Source organism: Photobacterium halotolerans DSM 18316 (assembly GCF_000425165.1).
Classification (GTDB): domain Bacteria; phylum Pseudomonadota; class Gammaproteobacteria; order Enterobacterales; family Vibrionaceae; genus Photobacterium; species Photobacterium halotolerans.
The window spans coordinates 746,210-763,606 of the sequence record NZ_KE384319.1 but is presented as its reverse complement, the minus strand read 5'-3'; the positions used below and the strand labels follow the sequence as shown (position 1 = coordinate 763,606).

Below are 17,397 nucleotides of genomic sequence, written 5' to 3'. Positions count from 1 at the left end.
TTTTTCATCCAGATTCGGCCATTTCTACCTTGCTGCGCGTACTTCAGAACGCTATGCCGCTGCGATCGGCAAACCACGGTCAGTTTGTTTGTGAGCACAGCTGTAACGGATAAAGTGTGACGAAACATGTGCTGAGTCGTGCGGGTGATAAAAAGGGGAAAGGGGCCTTCCTGGCCCCTTTTTGTTGCCTTTGCGTGCGGAGATAAGGCAGGCAAAGGCGGACGCGCTCTTGGATGGAGTAACGCTCGGTATTAAGCCTTCTGATAGGCTTCGTTGTGGACGGCAGCAACCGCACGACCGGATGGGTCAGCACTGTTTTTAAAGCTCTCATCCCATTCAATGGCTTTGGCACTGGAGCAGGCGATAGACGGACCACCCGGCACACATTTAGCGGCATCCTCCAGCGGGAACAACTCTTCAAAGATTTCACGATAAACGTAAGCTTCTTTGGAGGTTGGCGTGTTGTAAGGGAAGCGGAAACGGGCAGTTTCCAGCTGCTGATCCGTCACTTTCTCTGCGGCGACTTCTTTCAGCGTGTCGATCCAGTTGTAACCCACACCGTCAGAGAACTGCTCTTTCTGACGCCATGCCACAGATTCAGGCAGCATGTCACCAAAACATTCACGGATAATGTGTTTTTCCATTTTGCCGTTGCCGCACATCTTGTCCTGCGGGTTGATGCTCATGGCAACTTCCAGGAATTCTTTATCCAGGAATGGTACACGCGCTTCAATCCCCCAGGCTGCCATGGATTTGTTGGCACGTGCACAGTCGAACATGTTCAGAGCCAGCAGTTTACGCACTGTCTCTTCATGGAATTCCTGCGTGTTAGGCGCTTTGTGGAAATACAGGTAACCCCCGAACACTTCATCAGCCCCTTCGCCGGACAGGACCATTTTGATACCCATGGCGCGGATTTTACGCGACATCAGATACATAGGTGTGGAGGCACGAATCGTTGTGACATCGTAGGTCTCAATGTGATAAATCACATCACGAATTGCATCCAGGCCTTCCTGAACCGTATAAGTCAGCTCGTGGTGTACCGTGCCGATATGATCGGCCACTTTTTTCGCGGCTTTCAGATCCGGTGCACCTTCCAGGCCAACGGCAAACGAGTGCAATGTCGGCCACCAGGCATCAGATTTCTCGTCATCTTCAATACGGCGGGAGGCAAACTGCTTGGTGATCGCTGAAATCACCGAGGAATCCAGACCACCAGACAGCAGCACACCGTAAGGGACGTCTGTCATCAGCTGACGCTTCACTGCGCTTTCCAGCGCTTTTTTCAGTTTGTCTTTGTCTGTTTTCGCATCGCGAACCGCGTCATACTCCATCCAGTCGCGTTTGTAATAACGGACAGGGGCCTGAGCCGGTTCGCCTTTTTTGCTCCACAGGTAATGACCCGGAGGGAATTCGCTGATGGTTTTACACACGGGCACCAACGCTTTCATTTCTGACGCGACATAGTAGTTGCCGTGCTCATCATGACCCTGATACAGCGGGATGATGCCGATGTGGTCACGACCAATCAGGTAAGCATCCTGCTCTTCATCATACAGAATAAAACCGAAGATACCGTTCAGGTAGTCGAGTAATTCAGGACCTTTCTCTTTATACAGAGCCAGAATAATTTCGCAGTCAGATTCGGTCTGAAACGGGTAGTCGGCAGCCAGTTCAGCACGTAAGTCTTTGTGGTTGTAGATTTCGCCATTGACGGCCAGTACATGGGTTTTGTCTGTGTTGTACAGTGGCTGTTCGCCGCTGTTTAAATCAACAATGGCCAGACGCTCATGAACAAGAATGGCCTTGTCTGATGAATAGATCCCTGACCAGTCCGGACCGCGGTGACGCATTTTCTTTGACATGGCCAAAGCGGTTTCACGCAGGGCAGATGGGTCACTTTTTATATCTAAAATCCCGAATACTGAGCACATACTGACTACTCCAACATAAAGTTAAACTTGGAAAACAAAGCGATTAAGAAAGGGTTTATTATTTTATCCCCGCGCTTTTGTTTCGTTCTGATTGTTAAAATTGCGTATTCAACAAACAAAAGCAACTAAAAATCCCATATCAATGTAAAAAACTCACCTTTGGTGAATATTATTCAATTAAATCGAGTTTAACCGAATGAAATCTTAAATCAGGAGGTTTTTGGACCAAATACTGAACGGCAACTTTCGCTGCCGTGCAGTAACCCGGTGTCAATTAAAAGGATTTGATGTCGGTCGTCACCGACTCGCAGACATGGCGAGCAAAACCGTTGCCTGCTTCACGATAGATATTGAAAGCGGCATCGACGCCCAGTTCTCTTAAGATCGCCTCCTCATCTTCATAGCGGGCGATAGCGGCAATTTTTCCTTTATAGCCAAGTTGCCTGATTTGCTCGAGGGCGAAGGTGTTAGCCTGACTGTGCGGCATGGCCAGTAGGATTAACCGCGTTTGATGGCGAGAGACCACCCGAGCCCAGAAGTCCGGGTCGGTAGCATCACCGAGAATGACGTGGCGGCCTTCTTTGGTATGTTCTTCGACGGATTCCTCCCGGTTTTCAATGCCGACGACTTGCGGGCCAAAGCGGCGGATCATTTCTTCATAAGCGCCGGTACCAATACGGCCCATGCCCAGGATGAGGATTTGTTTATTGCCTAAGTCAATCAGCCTGTCATTGCTGTTGAGCTTGTCCGGCTCAAATTCTTTGAGCCAGCGGGTACTTTCCATATAGATACGATGGCTGAAACTGTTCAGCGGCGCTGATAACAGAAAAGAGAGTGAAACTGCGATAGCGATAGCGACAAGAAAATCTCCCGGCAACCAGCCCAGGCTGTAGGCAAGTCCTGCGACAATCAGCCCAAATTCGCTGTAGTTAAAGAGCGTTAAAGTGCCGAGAAGCGAAGTACGTACCCGAAAATGGAAACTGTGAAAAACCAGGTAGTAAAGCAACCCTTTTAGCGGCAATAACGCCAGCAGCAGTATAGCGAGCCAGAAGCCTGTCCACGTTGCAGGCTCAGCCAGACCAATGTTGAGGAAGAAGAAAACCAGCAGAAGCTCTTTGAGGTTAAACAGTGATTTGGACAGTTCAGAAGATTTGGGGTGGGCCGCCAGCATCATTCCCATGATCAGTGCGCCGAGATCGGCTTTCATACCCACAAAAGTGAACAAGCCGGCACCGGTGACAAGCGCCAGGAAAATACCGTACAGCACCAGCATTTCACCATGACCGGCTTTATCCATAATCTTAAACAAAGAAGGGCGCAGCAGGGGCAGTGCGAATAAGGCCAGCGCGGTGATCTCTGGTAGCTTTCCGGTTGATGCTGTAAGAAATATAACCGCGAAAATATCCTGCATGACGAGAATACCTATGGCGATAGTACCGTAGGTTGCGTTCAGCTCCCCTTTTTCCTGCAGCGCCTTGATGGCAAATACCGTGCTGGAAAAAGAGAGGGCAAAGCCCAGCAAGGCGAGCTGTGCCAGCTCAAGTTCACTAAAGATACCTAAACCGAGTTGCTTCAAACCGAACAGCGCCAGCGTAAAGATAAGGGTAGTGAGCAGGTTATGTATTGTGGCGCCGGCCCACACCTCTTTTTGCAACAGGGTTCTGACATCAAGCTTAAGCCCGATGCAAAAAAGCAGCAGGGTTACGCCCAGATCAGCCAGTGTATCGATAACGGGAGTTGAGGTGTAACCAAATGAATTTAAAGTAAAACCTGCTAATAAAAATCCGACCAGCGGCGGGAGTTTGGCACGCAGTGCCAGGTAGCCGGCGAGAAATGCGGCGATAATGTAAACCAGATCCATCATGAAATGTTATTTCCAGACTATTGATAAGCGTTGGTATTTCAATTAGTTGCATTGGCGGGAAATATAACACAGGGCATGTCTCCGGCGATACATGCCCTACAAAAAACAGGGTTTTTTGAGATGTCAGCCGGGAAGGGATTTCCCGGCGTAGAATTAATCTTCCAGCAGGCGCTGCAGCAGAACGCCATTTAGCATAGCACGCTTGATCATGGAAAATGCGCCGATAGTCGGTTGCGTATAGAGCTGAGATTCAACGATAGGCAACGACTGGTGGAAGGTTGACAGCGATTGGGTTTCAACACAGCGCCGGATAGCGGGAAACACTATGTCCTTGGCTAAGGTGATATTCCCTGCCACAACGATTTTCTGCGGATTGAACAGGTTAATGGTCATCGCCAGGGCTTTACCTAATTGGTAACCCACTTTGACCAAAGCCTGGGTGGCCAGCTCATCCCCCTGATTAGCTGCCTCGCAGATGGCAGGCATAGTGACATCTTCGAGCTTTTGCAGGCTGCTCGGGTAACCTTGAGCCAGGAGTGCTTTGACGTGGCGAATAATCGCCGGATCAGCGGCAACGGTTTCCAGGCAGCCAAAGTTACCGCACTGGCATTTATCGCCGAGCGGGTCAATCTGGATATGGCCGATTTCACCGACGTTGCGGTTATAACCGAGAAATACCTGACCATTGACGATAATGCCGGCCCCTGTCCCACGGTGAACACTGACCAGAATCGAATCCCGGCAGTCCTGGCTGGCGCCAAAATAATGCTCGGCCAATGCCAGCCCGCGGATATCGTTACCGACAAAGCAGGAAACACCATATTTATCAGTAATGATATCTGCCAGAGCCAGAGAGTCGACCGAGATGTTGGGCATGTACTCGACAATGCCTTTTTCCGGGTCAATCAGGCCTGGCAGGGTAATACCAAAGGCGATCAGCTCTCTGAGTATGGTCTGATTGGCACCGATAAACTGCCTGATATGTTCAAGTAAGCCATCAACCAGTTCTTGCTGGTTTGAGTAGGGAAAGTGATGGGCTGTGCCAGCCAGACTCTTACCACTTAAATCGTACAGGGTCAGTTCGATATAATCGCGACCCAGACGGACAGCGACAGAGTGAAAAGGAGCTGCTTCGGTTGTCAGCGAGATGGCTCGCCGGCCACCGGTTGAAGCCTGCTGTGCGACCTCTTTAATGAGGCCGCGTTCCAGCAATTGGCGGGTTATTTTGGTCACGCTGGCCGGGGCTAATTGACTTACGTCTGCCACTTGTATGCGAGAAATAGGGCCTTGCAAGTCAATGAGCCGGTAAACTGCTGCACTATTCAGCTGTTTTACCAGGTCGACATTACCGATTTGTCCGCCATTCATAGTTATGTTTGCTCGTATTTTCCGTTAACCACTGTCGCCCGGACACGGAAATCACGATCAAAAATTGCCAGGTTAGCCACCATGCCTTTTTTGATAGCCCCCAGTGTCTTATCCATACCTATGGCACGGGCAGGGTACAGGGTGGCCATGCGAATCGCTTCGTCCAGGGCAATACCTACATGTTCAACACTGTTTTGAACAGCTTCAATCATCGTCAGGGCTGAACCGCCGAGTGTGCCGTTTTCATCAACACACTTACCATCGCGGTAATATACTTTCTTACCGACAAAAATAAAGTGATCTATGTCTGCTCCTGCCGGTGCTGTTGCATCTGTAACCAGAATTAATTTTTCCTTTTTAATTCTGTGGGCTATACGAATATTGGCATAGTCAACATGAAAGCCATCGGCGATGATACCTGTGTACACCTCAGGCGTATCATAGATGGCTCCCACCATACCAGGCTCGCGGCCAGCAATGGGGGTCATGGCATTGAACAGATGGGTGGCAAAGGTAACGCCGGCCGCAAATCCTCTTCGCGCTTCTGCGTAGGTTGCATTGGTGTGTCCTGCAGATACCACAATACCTGCCTCTGCCAGTCGCTCAATGTGCTCTGCCGGGGTTTGCTCCGGTGCCAGTGTCACCTTAGTGATGATGTCAGCATTCTCGCAAAGTGTAGCAATCATGGCCTCATCTGAGCGCCGGATATGCTCAACACTGTGGATGCCTTTTTTCATGACATTGAGATAGGGACCTTCCAGGTGCAAACCCAGAGACTGGTTTTGGTAGTGCTTTTGGTAATCACGCGCTGCAGCTATCGCAGCTTTCATATCCTCATCAGAAGAGGTGATGAGCGTGGGCAAAAAACTCGTACAACCTGATTTCAGGTTTGCCAGATGCATGGTCTGTATGGTGTCTGCAGTGATATCGTCATTAAACATCACTCCACCACAGCCATTAAGCTGAAGGTCGATGAAGCCAGGAGACAGGTTTGCTCCGTCAAGGTCCTGAGTGGGCATATCAGCAGGTAGCTCTGCCTCAGGACATACAGCGTGAATGTTCACTCCGTCAATAATAACAGCGTGGTTATCCAGCACATCGCTACCTGTAAAAATGCGGCAGTTGGTCAGCGCGTACATGAACACTTCCTATCGGTTAAAGGTGTTTGATGTTTTCTGCTTCCAGTTCCTGGAAATAGCGAACGGTTTTCACTTTCAGTTCCTGTGTGGCAGGAGCATCGCACACAATCAGTGATTTCGGATGCAATTGCAGCGCAGAGACAGTCCACAGATGGTTGACGCAACCTTCAACGGCTGCTTCAAGTGCCTGGGCTTTGTTATGGCCGGTAACCAGAATCATCACTTCTTCTGCGTCCAGCAGCGTGCCAACACCGATAGTCAGTGCGTATTTAGGCACTTGTGTGATATCACCATCAAAGAATCGGGAGTTGGCGATACGGGTATCTTCGGTCAGGGTTTTGATACGTGTACGGGAGGCCAGTGAAGAAGCCGGTTCATTAAACGCAATGTGCCCGTCGTTGCCAACACCACCCATGAATAGATGGATTTTGCCGAATGATTTAATCTTATCTTCATAACGCTTACATTCTGCCTGGTGATCGTCCGTGTTACCGTTCAGCAGATTGATATTTTCTTCCTGAATATCAATGTGGTTAAAGAAGTTGTTAAACATGAAGCTGCGGTAGGATTCCGGATGGTCTGCGGATAGGCCAACGTACTCATCCATGTTGAATGTCACCACATGCCTGAAACTTACTTCGCCTGCATTATAAAGCTCAATCAGACGCTTGTAGGTGGTCAGAGGGGTACCGCCGGTAGGCAGACCTAGTACGAATGGACGGTCTGCGGTTGGCTTAAATTTGTTAATACGATCAACAATATAGCGTGCTGACCACAAACCAACTTCGTTCGCGTTGTTCAGTGGGATAAGTCTCACGGTAACACCTCGTAGCTTGAAAAGAATACTTGAGAATTTTAGCGGTATATCGCCTTTCTTTCGAATAATAAAATAAGTTTTATGACCGGGCTAGCAAAATCGCTCAAACCCGCCAAATGCTGGTGATTGGGATCACAAATGATAAGGTTTTAATTTGCGGGGCGAAATTAAAGGCATACACTGCAACTTACTTAATCGGGTAGCTAAAATAAGTTATCTCAACCGCATCTAAGAAAACCATAGGGGGAACTAAGGGTGAATATTCTTGGATATTTTCAGAAAGTAGGTAAGGCTTTGATGGTGCCGGTCGCCACGTTGCCTGCCGCCGCAATACTCATGGGTATAGGTTACTGGATTGATCCGAACGGCTGGGGTGCCAACAGTGCACTGGCAGCTTTCCTGATCAAAGCCGGTGGCGCTATTATCGACAACATGTCTGTACTGTTTGCTGTCGGTGTCGCATACGGTATGTCAAAAGATAAAGATGGTGCCGCAGCATTATCCGGTTTCGTTGGCTATCTTGTTGTCACCACTCTTTGTTCTCCAGCGGCCGTTGCTCAAATTCAGGGTATCGACCCAAGTGCTGTTCCTGCAGCATTCGGTAAAATTGAAAACCAGTTCGTCGGTATTCTGGTAGGTATTGTCTCGGCTGAGCTTTATAACCGCTACTCAACGGTTGAACTGCACAAGGCACTGGCTTTCTTCAGCGGTAAGCGTCTGGTGCCTATCCTGACATCCATCGCGGGTATTGTGCTGGCTTTCATTCTGATGTTTGTATGGCCTCACGTTTATGGCGGTCTGGTTCACTTCGGTGAAGGTATTCAGGGCCTGGGCGATGTGGGCGCGGGTATCTATGCCTTCTTCAACCGCTTGCTGATCCCTGTTGGTTTGCACCACGCGCTGAACTCAGTGTTCTGGTTCGATGTTGCGGGTATCAATGACCTACCGAACTTCCTTGGCGGTGCTAAGTCTATTGCTGACGGTGTAGCTGTACCTGGCCAGACAGGTATCTACATGGGTGGTTTCTTCCCTATTATGATGTTCGGTCTGCCTGGTGCGGCACTGGCGATGTACCACACCGCTAAATCTGAGAATAAAGAGAAAGTCGCGTCTATCATGATTGCCGCTGCCTTCGCTTCATTCTTCACAGGTGTAACTGAGCCTCTGGAATTTGCCTTCATGTTCCTGGCACCAGCACTGTATGTGGTTCATGCCGTACTGACCGGTATCTCTGTATACATCGCAGCCAGCATGCAGTGGATTTCCGGTTTCGGCTTCTCAGCTGGTTTAGTCGATATGGTACTGCAGTCACGTAACCCGCTGGCAACTCAATGGTACATGCTGATTGTTCAGGGTCTGGTATTCTTCGCGATTTACTATGCGATCTTCCGCTTCGCTATCGTGAAGTTCAACCTGAAGACGCCTGGTCGTGAAGATACTGATGCAGATGAAGTACTGGCTTCTGGTTCTCAGGAAACCGGTGAACTGGCAAAACAATATCTGAAAGCCCTGGGCGGTCACGGCAACCTGGAAAATATTGATGCCTGTATCACTCGTCTGCGTCTGACGCTGAAAGACAGCAGTCTGGCTGACGAGAAAACACTGAAAGCACTGGGTGCAATGGGTGTGGTGAAATTAGGTTCAAATAACCTGCAGGTTATTCTTGGTCCACTGGCTGAGATCGTTGCCGGTGAGATGAAGAAAATCCCGGCCTCAGAAGACCTGTCTGCAGTCAAACTGCCATAATAGACAGTTAATCTGATAGCGAAAGATAACTGAAAGTGAGGCCGGCCCGTCAGGGTCGGCTTTTTTTTTGCCCTAATCATGATTCAATACACACTAATTGTTGAGTCATGACCTGTATTTGTGGATCATAACAGGTTCGAAGATCCTTTTAGCGCACGAGGTGTAATTGATGAGTGAATCTGAAGCTCGTCCAAGCAATTTTATCCGCCAGATTATTGATGCGGATTTAGCCAGTGGTAAGCACACCAGCGTCCACACACGTTTTCCGCCTGAGCCGAATGGTTACCTGCATATCGGTCATGCGAAGTCTATCTGCCTGAACTTTGGTATTGCTCAGGATTACCAGGGACAATGTAATCTGCGTTTTGATGACACAAACCCAGAAAAAGAAGACATCGAATACGTAGAGTCGATTAAGAAAGACGTAAACTGGCTGGGCTTTGAGTGGAGCGGTGAGATTTGCTACTCATCTAACTACTTCGATCAGCTGTATGGCTACGCTTTGGAACTGATCAACAAAGGCCTGGCGTATGTTGATGAACTCACACCAGAAGAAATGCGCGAGTATCGCGGTACGCTGACAGAGCCGGGTAAACCAAGTCCGTATCGTGACCGTCCTGTGGCCGAGAATCTGGCGCAGTTCGAGAAAATGAAAAATGGCGAAGTCGAAGAAGGCAAAATGTCGCTTCGGGCCAAGATTGATATGGCATCACCTTTTATGGTTATGCGTGATCCTGTGCTGTACCGCGTTCGCTTTGCGACTCACCATCAAACAGGTGACAAGTGGTGCATCTATCCGATGTACGATTTCACCCACTGTATTTCTGATGCGCTGGAAGGTATTACGCACTCGCTGTGTACCCTGGAATTCCAGGACAACCGCCGTCTGTATGATTGGGTGCTGGATAACATCACTATTGACTCTCAGCCTCGTCAGTATGAATTCAGCCGTCTGAATCTGGAATATACAGTGATGTCCAAGCGCAAGCTGAACCAGCTGGTGACAGAACAGCTGGTTTCAGGCTGGGATGATCCTCGCATGCCGACAATTTCAGGCTTACGTCGTCGTGGCTTTACGGCTGCTTCTATTCGTGAGTTCTGTAAGCGTATTGGTGTCACCAAGCAGGACAATACCATTGAGATGAGTTCTCTGGAATCGTGTATCCGTGACGATTTGAATGAGAATGCACCTCGGGCCATGGCTGTTCTGGATCCGGTGAAGTTAGTGATTGAAAACTTTGGTGATACGGAAATCCTCAAAGTGGGCAATCATCCTAATAAACCAGAAATGGGTGAGCGTGATGTGCCATTCAGCCGTGAGCTGTACATTGAGCGTGAAGATTTTCGTGAAGAAGGCAACAAAAAGTACAAGCGTTTAGTCTTGGGTAAAGAAGTGCGTTTACGCGGTGCGTATGTCATTAAAGCCGAGCGGGTCGAGAAAGATGCCGACGGCAAGATTACCACTATTTTCTGTACTTATGATGCGGATACGCTGGGTAAAAACCCTGCAGATGGTCGTAAAGTGAAAGGCGTGATTCACTGGGTGTCAGCAGAAAAGGCACTGCCTGCTGAAATTCGTCTGTATGATCGTTTGTTCACTGTTCCCAACCCAGGTGCAGCAGAGGATTTTGCATCGACAATTAACCCGGATTCACTGATCGTGATGAATGGTTTTGTTGAACCGAGCCTGGCAGCGGCAGAACCTGAGCATGCATTCCAGTTTGAACGCATGGGTTATTTCTGTGCGGATAACAAAGATTCATCGGCTGATCACTTAGTGTTCAACCGTACCGTGGGTCTGCGTGATTCGTGGGCAAAAATTGCAGACTGACAGACTCAGACTGTGATTGTTGCCCTGATATAAAAAAACCAGCCGGATGGCTGGTTTTTTTATTGATGTAACCGTGATTATTTATTTTCGTTGTGCAGGCTTTCATCTTTATTACAATCACCGGCAGTGCAGTGACCGTACAGATAAAGGCTGTGGTTGGTCAGACGTATGTTATAGCGTTCGGCAACCTGCTTCTGACGATCTTCAATGATATCATCAGAAAATTCAATGACTTTGCCACAGTCCAGGCAAACAAGATGATCGTGATGGTGCTGGGTAGACAGTTCAAATACTGACTTACCACCTTCAAAGTGGTGACGGGTGACAATCCCGGCATCATCAAATTGGTTCAGCACTCGGTAAACAGTGGCCAGGCCAATCTCTTCACCAATATCGATCAACTTTTTGTACAAATCTTCGGCACTGATATGTTGGCACTCAGGATCCTGAAGTACTTCCAAAATTTTCAGCCGCGGAAGTGTGACTTTTAATCCTGCTTGTTTAAGTGCTTGGTTGTTATCTGACATTCGAGTTTCCTTTGGCTAGCCGTAACAGGAAAATGGAAGGTTACGGTAGTCTTTCTCATATCTGTTCATTATAAGTGACGACAGCACAACAATAAACCTTAATGCTTAATGGGTCTAGGAAAGTTGTGACTTTTATTCGGCTGATATAAATGTTAAAAAGTCAGACTATACTCATCGTACCAGATCATAAGGACGTGTAGGTGTGAATAAGTTCTATAAGCCGCGTATCGTAAAATTTGCACTCAATATCTGGCCACCTTTCTGGGGGGCAGGCATTCGAATCCTGCATATCAGTGAGGATTTCCGGCATGTGGAAATTTGCCTGAAATTAAGGTGGTGGAATAAAAATGCCAACAGGACTCAATATGGCGGCAGTATTTTTTCACTGACCGATCCTGTTTATGCTTTGATGCTGATGGGTATCCTCGGAAAAGAATATTTTGTCTGGGATAAGCAAGCCGAAGTGAACTTTCTCAAACCAGGTCAGACAGATCTGAAAGCGGTGTTTACTATTTCAGATCAGTGCCTTGAGGACATAAAGCGTTCCACAGCCAGCGGCGATAAATATTTTCCTGAGTTTGTCGTCAATGTTTCTGACAGCAAAGGTGAGGTGGTTGCTCAGGTGAAGCGCGTGCTTTATGTACGTAAGAAGCCACAGTACCGGAATGTTGAGCCAGAAGAAGGCCAAAACCGTTCCGGTGAGTGCGTCAGTGAGCAATAAAAAAACGCGCCTCGGCGCGTTTTTAGCAGCTAGCGGTAAGATTAGTCAGCCAGTTCAGCCAGACACATTTCTTCGTAAATTTGCTTAACCCATTTCTCGACGCGCTCGTCAGTCAACTCAGGCTGACGGTCTTCATCGATACACAGACCAACAAAATGTTCGTCATCTACCAATGCTTTTGATGCTTCAAATTCATAGCTTTCGGTTGGGAAGTGACCAACGATGATGGCGCCGCGGCCTTCAACGATATCACGCACTGTGCCCATGGCGTCGCAGAAATACTCGGCGTAATCTTCCTGATCACCACAGCCGAAAATAGCGACCAGCTTGTTTTCGAAATCAATGCCTTCCAGTTCAGGGAAGAAATCGTCCCAATCGCACTGTGCTTCGCCGTAATACCAGGTCGGGATACCCAGCAGTAACAGGTCGAAATTTTCAATGTCTTCTTTGCTGCTCTTAGCAATGTCTTTGACTTCAACCAGATTTTTACCCAGTTGCTTTTGGATCATTTTAGCGACGGCTTCTGTGTTACCTGTGTCGCTACCAAAGAAGAGTCCTACACTCGCCATAGTAGAGATTACCCGTGTTTTAGTTGTTGACCGCCAACTGACAGGCTGGCGATGTACATAAATTGAACAGGCTGCCAGTTAATTCTAGCGCTGACTGTATGCCTGATAATAACATTTGTCGGTGACTGTGGCGTCAGTTAGGGGAGAAAAACCTTTATCATTAGGCTTCTCATTACGCTTTCTGAGCCAGGTAGCAGGCGTCAGCGGATATTATCCTATCCCCACGCCTTCCATTGTCATCTGAATCACACCTTTCGATATGAATCCAAAGCACCCTAAAAACAAGACCAGCCAGACGATTTTTCGACCAAATGGCGGCACATTGCCTTGCTTGAGGACATCTTTGATCGCCATACCGATGAAAAAGAAGATGGCAGCGAACAATAAATCAAGTCCGACTGATTCCAGCAGGTCCATGTGCTCGTATAACATCTGTTTCTCCTTCGCAAGATCACACTTGCATCCGGCGCGCACTATAGCACAGAGAGTAGTGCGTGTTAATTGTTAGGCTGTGTATCCTTCTCTAAAAAACTGAGAATGATACGGTTAACGGTTTCTGGCTTCTCCGCATGAAGCCAGTGGCCTGTATTGGCGACCATATGGGCCTTGGCGTGCGGGAACTGGCTGGCAATGTGTTCGCGGTGCTCAGGTAAAATGTATTCTGAATCCTGACCTTTAATGAATAAAGTGCGGCCAGGAAAGGGCGGCACAGCAGACCAGCCCATGATGGTGCTGTAGTTATTAATGAGTGCATCGACATTGAACCGCCACTGGAAGAATTCTTGTTCTTTATACAGAGACTTGAGCAGAAACTGGCGCACACCGGGTTCCATAACATGCTGCGATAAATACTGTTCGGCCTCTTTTCGGCTGGTGACCGTCTGGTTGCTGACCGCTTTAAGGCCAGCGAACACATTTTGGTGACGGTGGGCCTGGTAAGCCACGGGTGCCATGTCCAGCACAATCAGGTTTTCGATCCGCTCTCCAGCCAGTTCGGTCATGGCCATTGCCACTTTACCGCCCATGGAATGGCCAATCACACTGAAAGCTTGGATCTCGAGTTGATTGATCACATCAACCACATCTTGCGCCATGTCTGAATAAGTGAAGTGCTCACTATGCGGGGAGCGGCCGTGGTTACGCAGATCAAGACTAATGACTTGATACTGTTCTTTGAGCACTCTGGCGAGCAGGCCGAGATTGTCCGCACTGCCAAATAAGCCATGAATAAGGACGACCGTCTGGCCTTGACCCTGTATTTGATAATGAAGATTCACAGACTATTTCTCTTGTTGTTAACGCTTTGCCGTAGAGTATACCTTCGCTTCACGTTATAATCTCACGGTGATTTTTTAACGGAACGATAATGAACACTACGATGAAAACTATTGAGGTAGACGAAGAGCTGTATCGTTATATTGCCAGCCAGACCCAGCACATTGGTGAAAGTGCGTCAGATATTCTGCGCCGCTTATTGCTGGAGGACTCCAATAGTCAACCTGTCATGCCAGCACGCCCTAAAGCTGCGCAAGGCATTGTGGTTAGCAAAGACGCTGGTAATCTGCCGCAGTCGGAAGACAGGACCAAAGCCATGCGCTCGCTGCTGATTTCTGATGAGTTTGCTGGTCAGGAAAGAGCTATTGGCCGCTTTATGCTGGTACTGTCGACGCTCTATCGTATCGATCCTCAGGCTTTCACTGATGCGACGGCGATTAAAGGCCGGACCCGCATTTATTTCGCTGACAGTGAAGAAAAGCTGTTGAACAGCGGCAAGACGACTAAACCGAAAGCCATTCCTGAAACGCCTTTTTGGGTGATCACCAATACGAATACCGACCGTAAACGCCAGATGGTTGAACAGCTGATGCAAAAAATGCAGTTCACACAAGATATTGTAGAAAAAGTTTGCGGTGAAATTTAACTGTCGCTGATGCGGCTTTATTGACGTACAAGGATATGTTGATGGCGATCCATCCTCGTGCCGGGCAGCGAGCCCGGCAAGAAGACATGCATAACATTCCGGCTCTTGTGGCCAATTATTTTCTGATTGAACCCGATGCATCCAATGTTGCCCAGCGTGTTGCGTTTGGCACCTCCGGCCATCGTGGCTGTGCCGATAAGGGAACCTTCAATCAACATCATATCTGGGCAATCGCTCAGGCTGTTGCCGATGTTCGCCGCGAGCAAGGTGTTACCGGACCGCTGTTTTTGGGGAAGGACACGCATGCTTTGTCTGAACCGGCGCTGCTTTCTGCCCTGCAAGTGCTGGTGGCCAATGGCGTTAGTGTGGTACTGCAGGCGGCGCAGGGTTACACACCCACGCCGGGTATTTCTCATGCCATTCTGACATTTAACCTTTGCCATGCTGAGAAGGCTGACGGCATTGTGATTACGCCTTCACATAATCCTCCGCAGGATGGTGGCATTAAATATAACCCGCCTCATGGTGGGCCGGCTGAAGGGGCCATTACCACAGCCATTGAAAACCGGGCCAATCAGCTGATTGCCGAAGGTTTAACGTCAGTGAAGCGGGTGAGTGTTTCTGAGGCTTTGTCCAGCCATTTCGTGACGGAGCAGGATTTAGTCAAGCCATATGTGGCTGATCTTGTGAATGTCATCGACATGGCTGCGATTCAAAAAGCCAACCTGAAGCTGGCTGTTGACCCTTTGGGCGGTTCCGGGATCGCATACTGGCGCGAAATTGGGCGTCACTATAATCTGGACTTAACTCTGGTTGATGAGTCGGTGGATCCGGCGTTCCGCTTTATGAGCCTGGACAAAGATGGCGTGGTGCGGATGGATTGCTCGTCACCTTATGCCATGGCGGGCTTGCTGGCACATAAAGACAACTATGACCTGGCTTTTGGTAATGACCCTGATTTTGACCGCCACGGTATTGTGACGCCGGCCGGGCTGATGAATCCTAACCATTTCCTTGCGGTGTGCATCGACTATTTGTACCGTCATCGCCCTGACTGGAATGACAAGGTAGCCGTGGGCAAAACACTGGTTTCCAGTGCGATCATTGACCGCGTTGTGGCTGATCTGGGTCGTGAACTGCGTGAAGTACCGGTGGGTTTCAAGTGGTTTGTTGATGGCCTGTACAGTGGTGAGCTTGGCTTTGGCGGTGAAGAAAGTGCGGGTGCATCCTTTCTGCGCAAAGACGGTACTCCCTGGTCAACCGATAAAGACGGTATTTTGCTCTGTTTGTTAGCGGCAGAAATTACTGCGGTGACAGGCATGAACCCGCAACAATATTATCAGGCCCTGACTGAAAAGCATGGTGAGTGCCGCTACAGCCGGTTGCAGGCCGTGGCAAACAGCGCGCAAAAAGCCGTGTTGAGTCAGCTGTCTCCTGAAATGGTGAAGGCTGATACCTTGGCTGGTGATACCATTACGGCCCGTTTGACCCATGCACCAGGTAATGGTGCTGCCATCGGTGGGTTGAAAATTACCACTGAGAATGGCTGGTTCACGGCGCGGCCTTCAGGAACGGAAGAGATTTACAAGATCTACTGTGAAAGCTTCAAAGGCGAAGCGCATCTTCGCCAGATAGAAGATGAAGCACAGAAGATTGTCAGTGACGTCTTTTCGAACGCGGGTCTGTAAGTTATATCCGTTTGATAACCCGTAGCCTTTGCTGCGGGTTTTTTATTACCCATGCCCATGGTTTGGCTCCTGAACGGCTACGGAGCGGACTGCCGAGAATGCTTTTGCCTGTCGCGATTGTGAAGGGGCCAGTGGTCAGGAACAATGAACCATACCTGATTGTCTTCAGCAACACCCTGAGTCGGAACCGTGATAGCCGAAGGTGCCATCAGAGCTGGTATTGATGAATAACAGGGCGGGGTTAACCAGTCTCTCTTGGTGAGGATTTTTAACGATAATTCTTCTGCCTGACTCTGGAAACACCAAAGCCCTTTATTGACATCAGGGTTGATGGGTAAGGCGGAGCCTGATTCTTGATTCCGGAAGTGATCGAAAAGTCTCCCCTGTACAATCAGTCGCTGACAGGATGGCTGACCCAGCAACTTGGCATACTGCTCTTTATAAGCCTGATGCTGAGTCATTGCCAACTGGTGCTGAACCATTTTGTTGATCTTATTATCCAGATTATCTGCTGAGTTTGGTCCCAGCCATCGCTGTTGATAAGCCAGATAAAACTTAATGGCGACTTCCCAGTGTTCTAATTGCTGAGATTGTTTATTGAACACCAGAAAATCAATGGCACCCAGTGTGCGTTTTGCTTCGTGCAGCTGTATTTCTTCTCCGACAAGGTCAAAATCAGGGTGGTGAGTGATGAGCTGCTGCCACAGCCACTGGTAATAAAAACCGAGCCTTTGGTTACCTTCGTATTGCGCTTTGGCCGGAATGACGGCTCTGTCTCGGAACCTGCCCAGCCACGCATCATTGACCTGGTAGTCTACGCCTTGTGTCAGTACCGGCATATCCAGCACATGGCGAAAATGCCTGATGTTATCATTGTGTTCTTTTGTTACATTTTCGTTGATATCATTCATTAAATTAAGTCTTAATCTGCGTTTAACTTGTTTTTAACAACAAAATCTCAAATAAAAAGTAGTAAAATTTCAAAAATGCGCTAAAGTATAGAGGTATGACCAGTTGGTTGCTCAGGAGGCTATCATGTTCACCCCTTTATCTACTCAACAAATCATTGTGCGCCGTACCTGCGTTGTGATTGCAGGCGTGCTGAGTTTTCCGGTTATGGTATTTATGCCTACGTCTGTAAAATCACGTGTCTATAGTTACCTGCATAAAGTCTGGTTGAAAACCAGTACCAAGCCAGTTTGGCTGCAGCACTCTGAGCAAGGTGCACAAGAGCTGTATTGAATCTGTTGTCAATGATTAGCTTACTGG

The 17,397-nt window shown here is 48.6% G+C and carries 16 protein-coding genes; 6 read left to right on the top strand and 10 right to left on the bottom strand.

Annotation, left to right across the window (positions count from 1 at the left end):
- Positions 1-251: 251 nt before the first annotated feature.
- The 5 genes from asnB to nagB all read right to left on the bottom strand — a co-directional run bounded on the left by asnB (position 252) and on the right by nagB (position 7,125).
- Entirely contained in the window at positions 252-1,937 is a 1,686-nt protein-coding gene (asnB, locus tag H511_RS0112815; RefSeq protein WP_027252651.1) for an asparagine synthase B, read from the bottom strand.
- A gap of 274 nt (positions 1,938-2,211) precedes the next feature.
- Complete coding sequence (locus H511_RS0112810) at positions 2,212-3,798, bottom strand: cation:proton antiporter family protein (protein ID WP_027252650.1); 1,587 nt, start codon at positions 3,796-3,798, stop codon at positions 2,212-2,214.
- Between the two features lie 156 nt (positions 3,799-3,954).
- Positions 3,955-5,169, bottom strand: a complete 1,215-nt coding sequence (nagC, locus tag H511_RS0112805; RefSeq protein ID WP_027252649.1) for a DNA-binding transcriptional regulator NagC — start codon at positions 5,167-5,169, stop codon at positions 3,955-3,957.
- A 2-nt stretch (positions 5,170-5,171) separates the two neighbouring features.
- Positions 5,172-6,308: an N-acetylglucosamine-6-phosphate deacetylase gene (gene nagA, locus H511_RS0112800; protein ID WP_027252648.1), complete on the bottom strand. Its 1,137-nt coding sequence runs from the start codon at positions 6,306-6,308 to the stop codon at positions 5,172-5,174.
- 16 nt (positions 6,309-6,324) lie between these two features.
- Positions 6,325-7,125 (bottom strand): glucosamine-6-phosphate deaminase, encoded by an 801-nt coding sequence (nagB, locus tag H511_RS0112795; protein ID WP_027252647.1) that lies wholly within the window; start codon positions 7,123-7,125, stop codon positions 6,325-6,327.
- Positions 7,126-7,380: 255 nt separating this feature from the next.
- On the opposite strand from nagB, the gene nagE reads away from it, so the two are divergent.
- Complete coding sequence (gene nagE / locus H511_RS0112790) at positions 7,381-8,871, top strand: N-acetylglucosamine-specific PTS transporter subunit IIBC (RefSeq protein ID WP_027252646.1); 1,491 nt, start codon at positions 7,381-7,383, stop codon at positions 8,869-8,871.
- A gap of 169 nt (positions 8,872-9,040) precedes the next feature.
- Positions 9,041-10,702, top strand: a complete 1,662-nt coding sequence (gene glnS / locus H511_RS0112785; RefSeq protein WP_027252645.1) for a glutamine--tRNA ligase — start codon at positions 9,041-9,043, stop codon at positions 10,700-10,702.
- Between the two features lie 77 nt (positions 10,703-10,779).
- On the opposite strand, the gene fur is transcribed toward glnS, so the two are convergent.
- The gene (gene fur / locus H511_RS0112780) at positions 10,780-11,229 is read right to left on the bottom strand and encodes a ferric iron uptake transcriptional regulator (RefSeq protein ID WP_027252644.1); all 450 of its coding nucleotides are present in this window, start codon (positions 11,227-11,229) and stop codon (positions 10,780-10,782) included.
- A 202-nt stretch (positions 11,230-11,431) separates the two neighbouring features.
- Between fur and H511_RS0112775 the strand changes: the two genes are divergently transcribed.
- A complete protein-coding gene (locus tag H511_RS0112775; protein ID WP_027252643.1) occupies positions 11,432-11,950 on the top strand; it encodes a DUF4442 domain-containing protein in 519 nt (172 codons plus the stop codon).
- Between the two features lie 41 nt (positions 11,951-11,991).
- On the opposite strand, the gene fldA is transcribed toward H511_RS0112775, so the two are convergent.
- From fldA to H511_RS0112760, 3 genes are all read right to left on the bottom strand, one after another.
- On the bottom strand, positions 11,992-12,519 hold the full coding sequence (fldA, locus tag H511_RS0112770) for a flavodoxin FldA (RefSeq protein WP_027252642.1): 528 nt from the start codon (positions 12,517-12,519) through the stop codon (positions 11,992-11,994).
- Positions 12,520-12,729: 210 nt separating this feature from the next.
- Positions 12,730-12,951: a DUF2788 domain-containing protein gene (locus tag H511_RS0112765; RefSeq protein WP_027252641.1), complete on the bottom strand. Its 222-nt coding sequence runs from the start codon at positions 12,949-12,951 to the stop codon at positions 12,730-12,732.
- Positions 12,952-13,016: 65 nt separating this feature from the next.
- Positions 13,017-13,796, bottom strand: coding sequence for an alpha/beta fold hydrolase (locus H511_RS0112760; protein ID WP_027252640.1), 780 nt, complete (start codon positions 13,794-13,796; stop codon positions 13,017-13,019).
- Between the two features lie 101 nt (positions 13,797-13,897).
- Here H511_RS0112760 and seqA point away from each other — a divergent pair, with 101 nt between their 5' ends.
- Together seqA and pgm are read left to right on the top strand one after the other, a co-directional pair.
- Positions 13,898-14,440 carry a replication initiation negative regulator SeqA gene (gene seqA / locus H511_RS0112755; RefSeq protein ID WP_027252639.1) on the top strand — a complete coding sequence of 181 codons (543 nt, stop codon included), beginning with the start codon at positions 13,898-13,900 and terminating at the stop codon, positions 14,438-14,440.
- A gap of 41 nt (positions 14,441-14,481) precedes the next feature.
- Positions 14,482-16,128: a phosphoglucomutase (alpha-D-glucose-1,6-bisphosphate-dependent) gene (gene pgm, locus H511_RS0112750; RefSeq protein WP_027252638.1), complete on the top strand. Its 1,647-nt coding sequence runs from the start codon at positions 14,482-14,484 to the stop codon at positions 16,126-16,128.
- A 77-nt stretch (positions 16,129-16,205) separates the two neighbouring features.
- Here pgm and H511_RS23355 read toward each other — a convergent pair whose 3' ends face one another.
- Positions 16,206-17,039 (bottom strand): DUF1853 family protein, encoded by an 834-nt coding sequence (locus H511_RS23355; RefSeq protein ID WP_051288138.1) that lies wholly within the window; start codon positions 17,037-17,039, stop codon positions 16,206-16,208.
- 124 nt (positions 17,040-17,163) lie between these two features.
- On the opposite strand from H511_RS23355, the gene H511_RS0112740 reads away from it, so the two are divergent.
- A complete protein-coding gene (locus tag H511_RS0112740; protein ID WP_027252637.1) occupies positions 17,164-17,370 on the top strand; it encodes a DUF2517 family protein in 207 nt (68 codons plus the stop codon).
- Positions 17,371-17,397: the final 27 nt, after the last annotated feature.

What these genes read in the sequence shown, in the direction of transcription:
- H511_RS23355 (WP_051288138.1), bottom strand. Translation starts at nt 17,039, where the DNA reads ATGAATGATATCAACGAAAATGTAACAAAAGAACACAATGATAACATC.
- H511_RS0112810 (WP_027252650.1), bottom strand. Translation starts at nt 3,798, where the DNA reads ATGGATCTGGTTTACATTATCGCCGCATTTCTCGCCGGCTACCTGGCA.
- fur (WP_027252644.1), bottom strand. Translation starts at nt 11,229, where the DNA reads ATGTCAGATAACAACCAAGCACTTAAACAAGCAGGATTAAAAGTCACA.
- glnS (WP_027252645.1), top strand. Translation starts at nt 9,041, where the DNA reads ATGAGTGAATCTGAAGCTCGTCCAAGCAATTTTATCCGCCAGATTATT.
- seqA (WP_027252639.1), top strand. Translation starts at nt 13,898, where the DNA reads ATGAAAACTATTGAGGTAGACGAAGAGCTGTATCGTTATATTGCCAGC.
- H511_RS0112740 (WP_027252637.1), top strand. Translation starts at nt 17,164, where the DNA reads ATGTTCACCCCTTTATCTACTCAACAAATCATTGTGCGCCGTACCTGC.
- nagC (WP_027252649.1), bottom strand. Translation starts at nt 5,169, where the DNA reads ATGAATGGCGGACAAATCGGTAATGTCGACCTGGTAAAACAGCTGAAT.
- fldA (WP_027252642.1), bottom strand. Translation starts at nt 12,519, where the DNA reads ATGGCGAGTGTAGGACTCTTCTTTGGTAGCGACACAGGTAACACAGAA.
- nagA (WP_027252648.1), bottom strand. Translation starts at nt 6,308, where the DNA reads ATGTACGCGCTGACCAACTGCCGCATTTTTACAGGTAGCGATGTGCTG.
- pgm (WP_027252638.1), top strand. Translation starts at nt 14,482, where the DNA reads ATGGCGATCCATCCTCGTGCCGGGCAGCGAGCCCGGCAAGAAGACATG.
- asnB (WP_027252651.1), bottom strand. Translation starts at nt 1,937, where the DNA reads ATGTGCTCAGTATTCGGGATTTTAGATATAAAAAGTGACCCATCTGCC.
- H511_RS0112765 (WP_027252641.1), bottom strand. Translation starts at nt 12,951, where the DNA reads ATGTTATACGAGCACATGGACCTGCTGGAATCAGTCGGACTTGATTTA.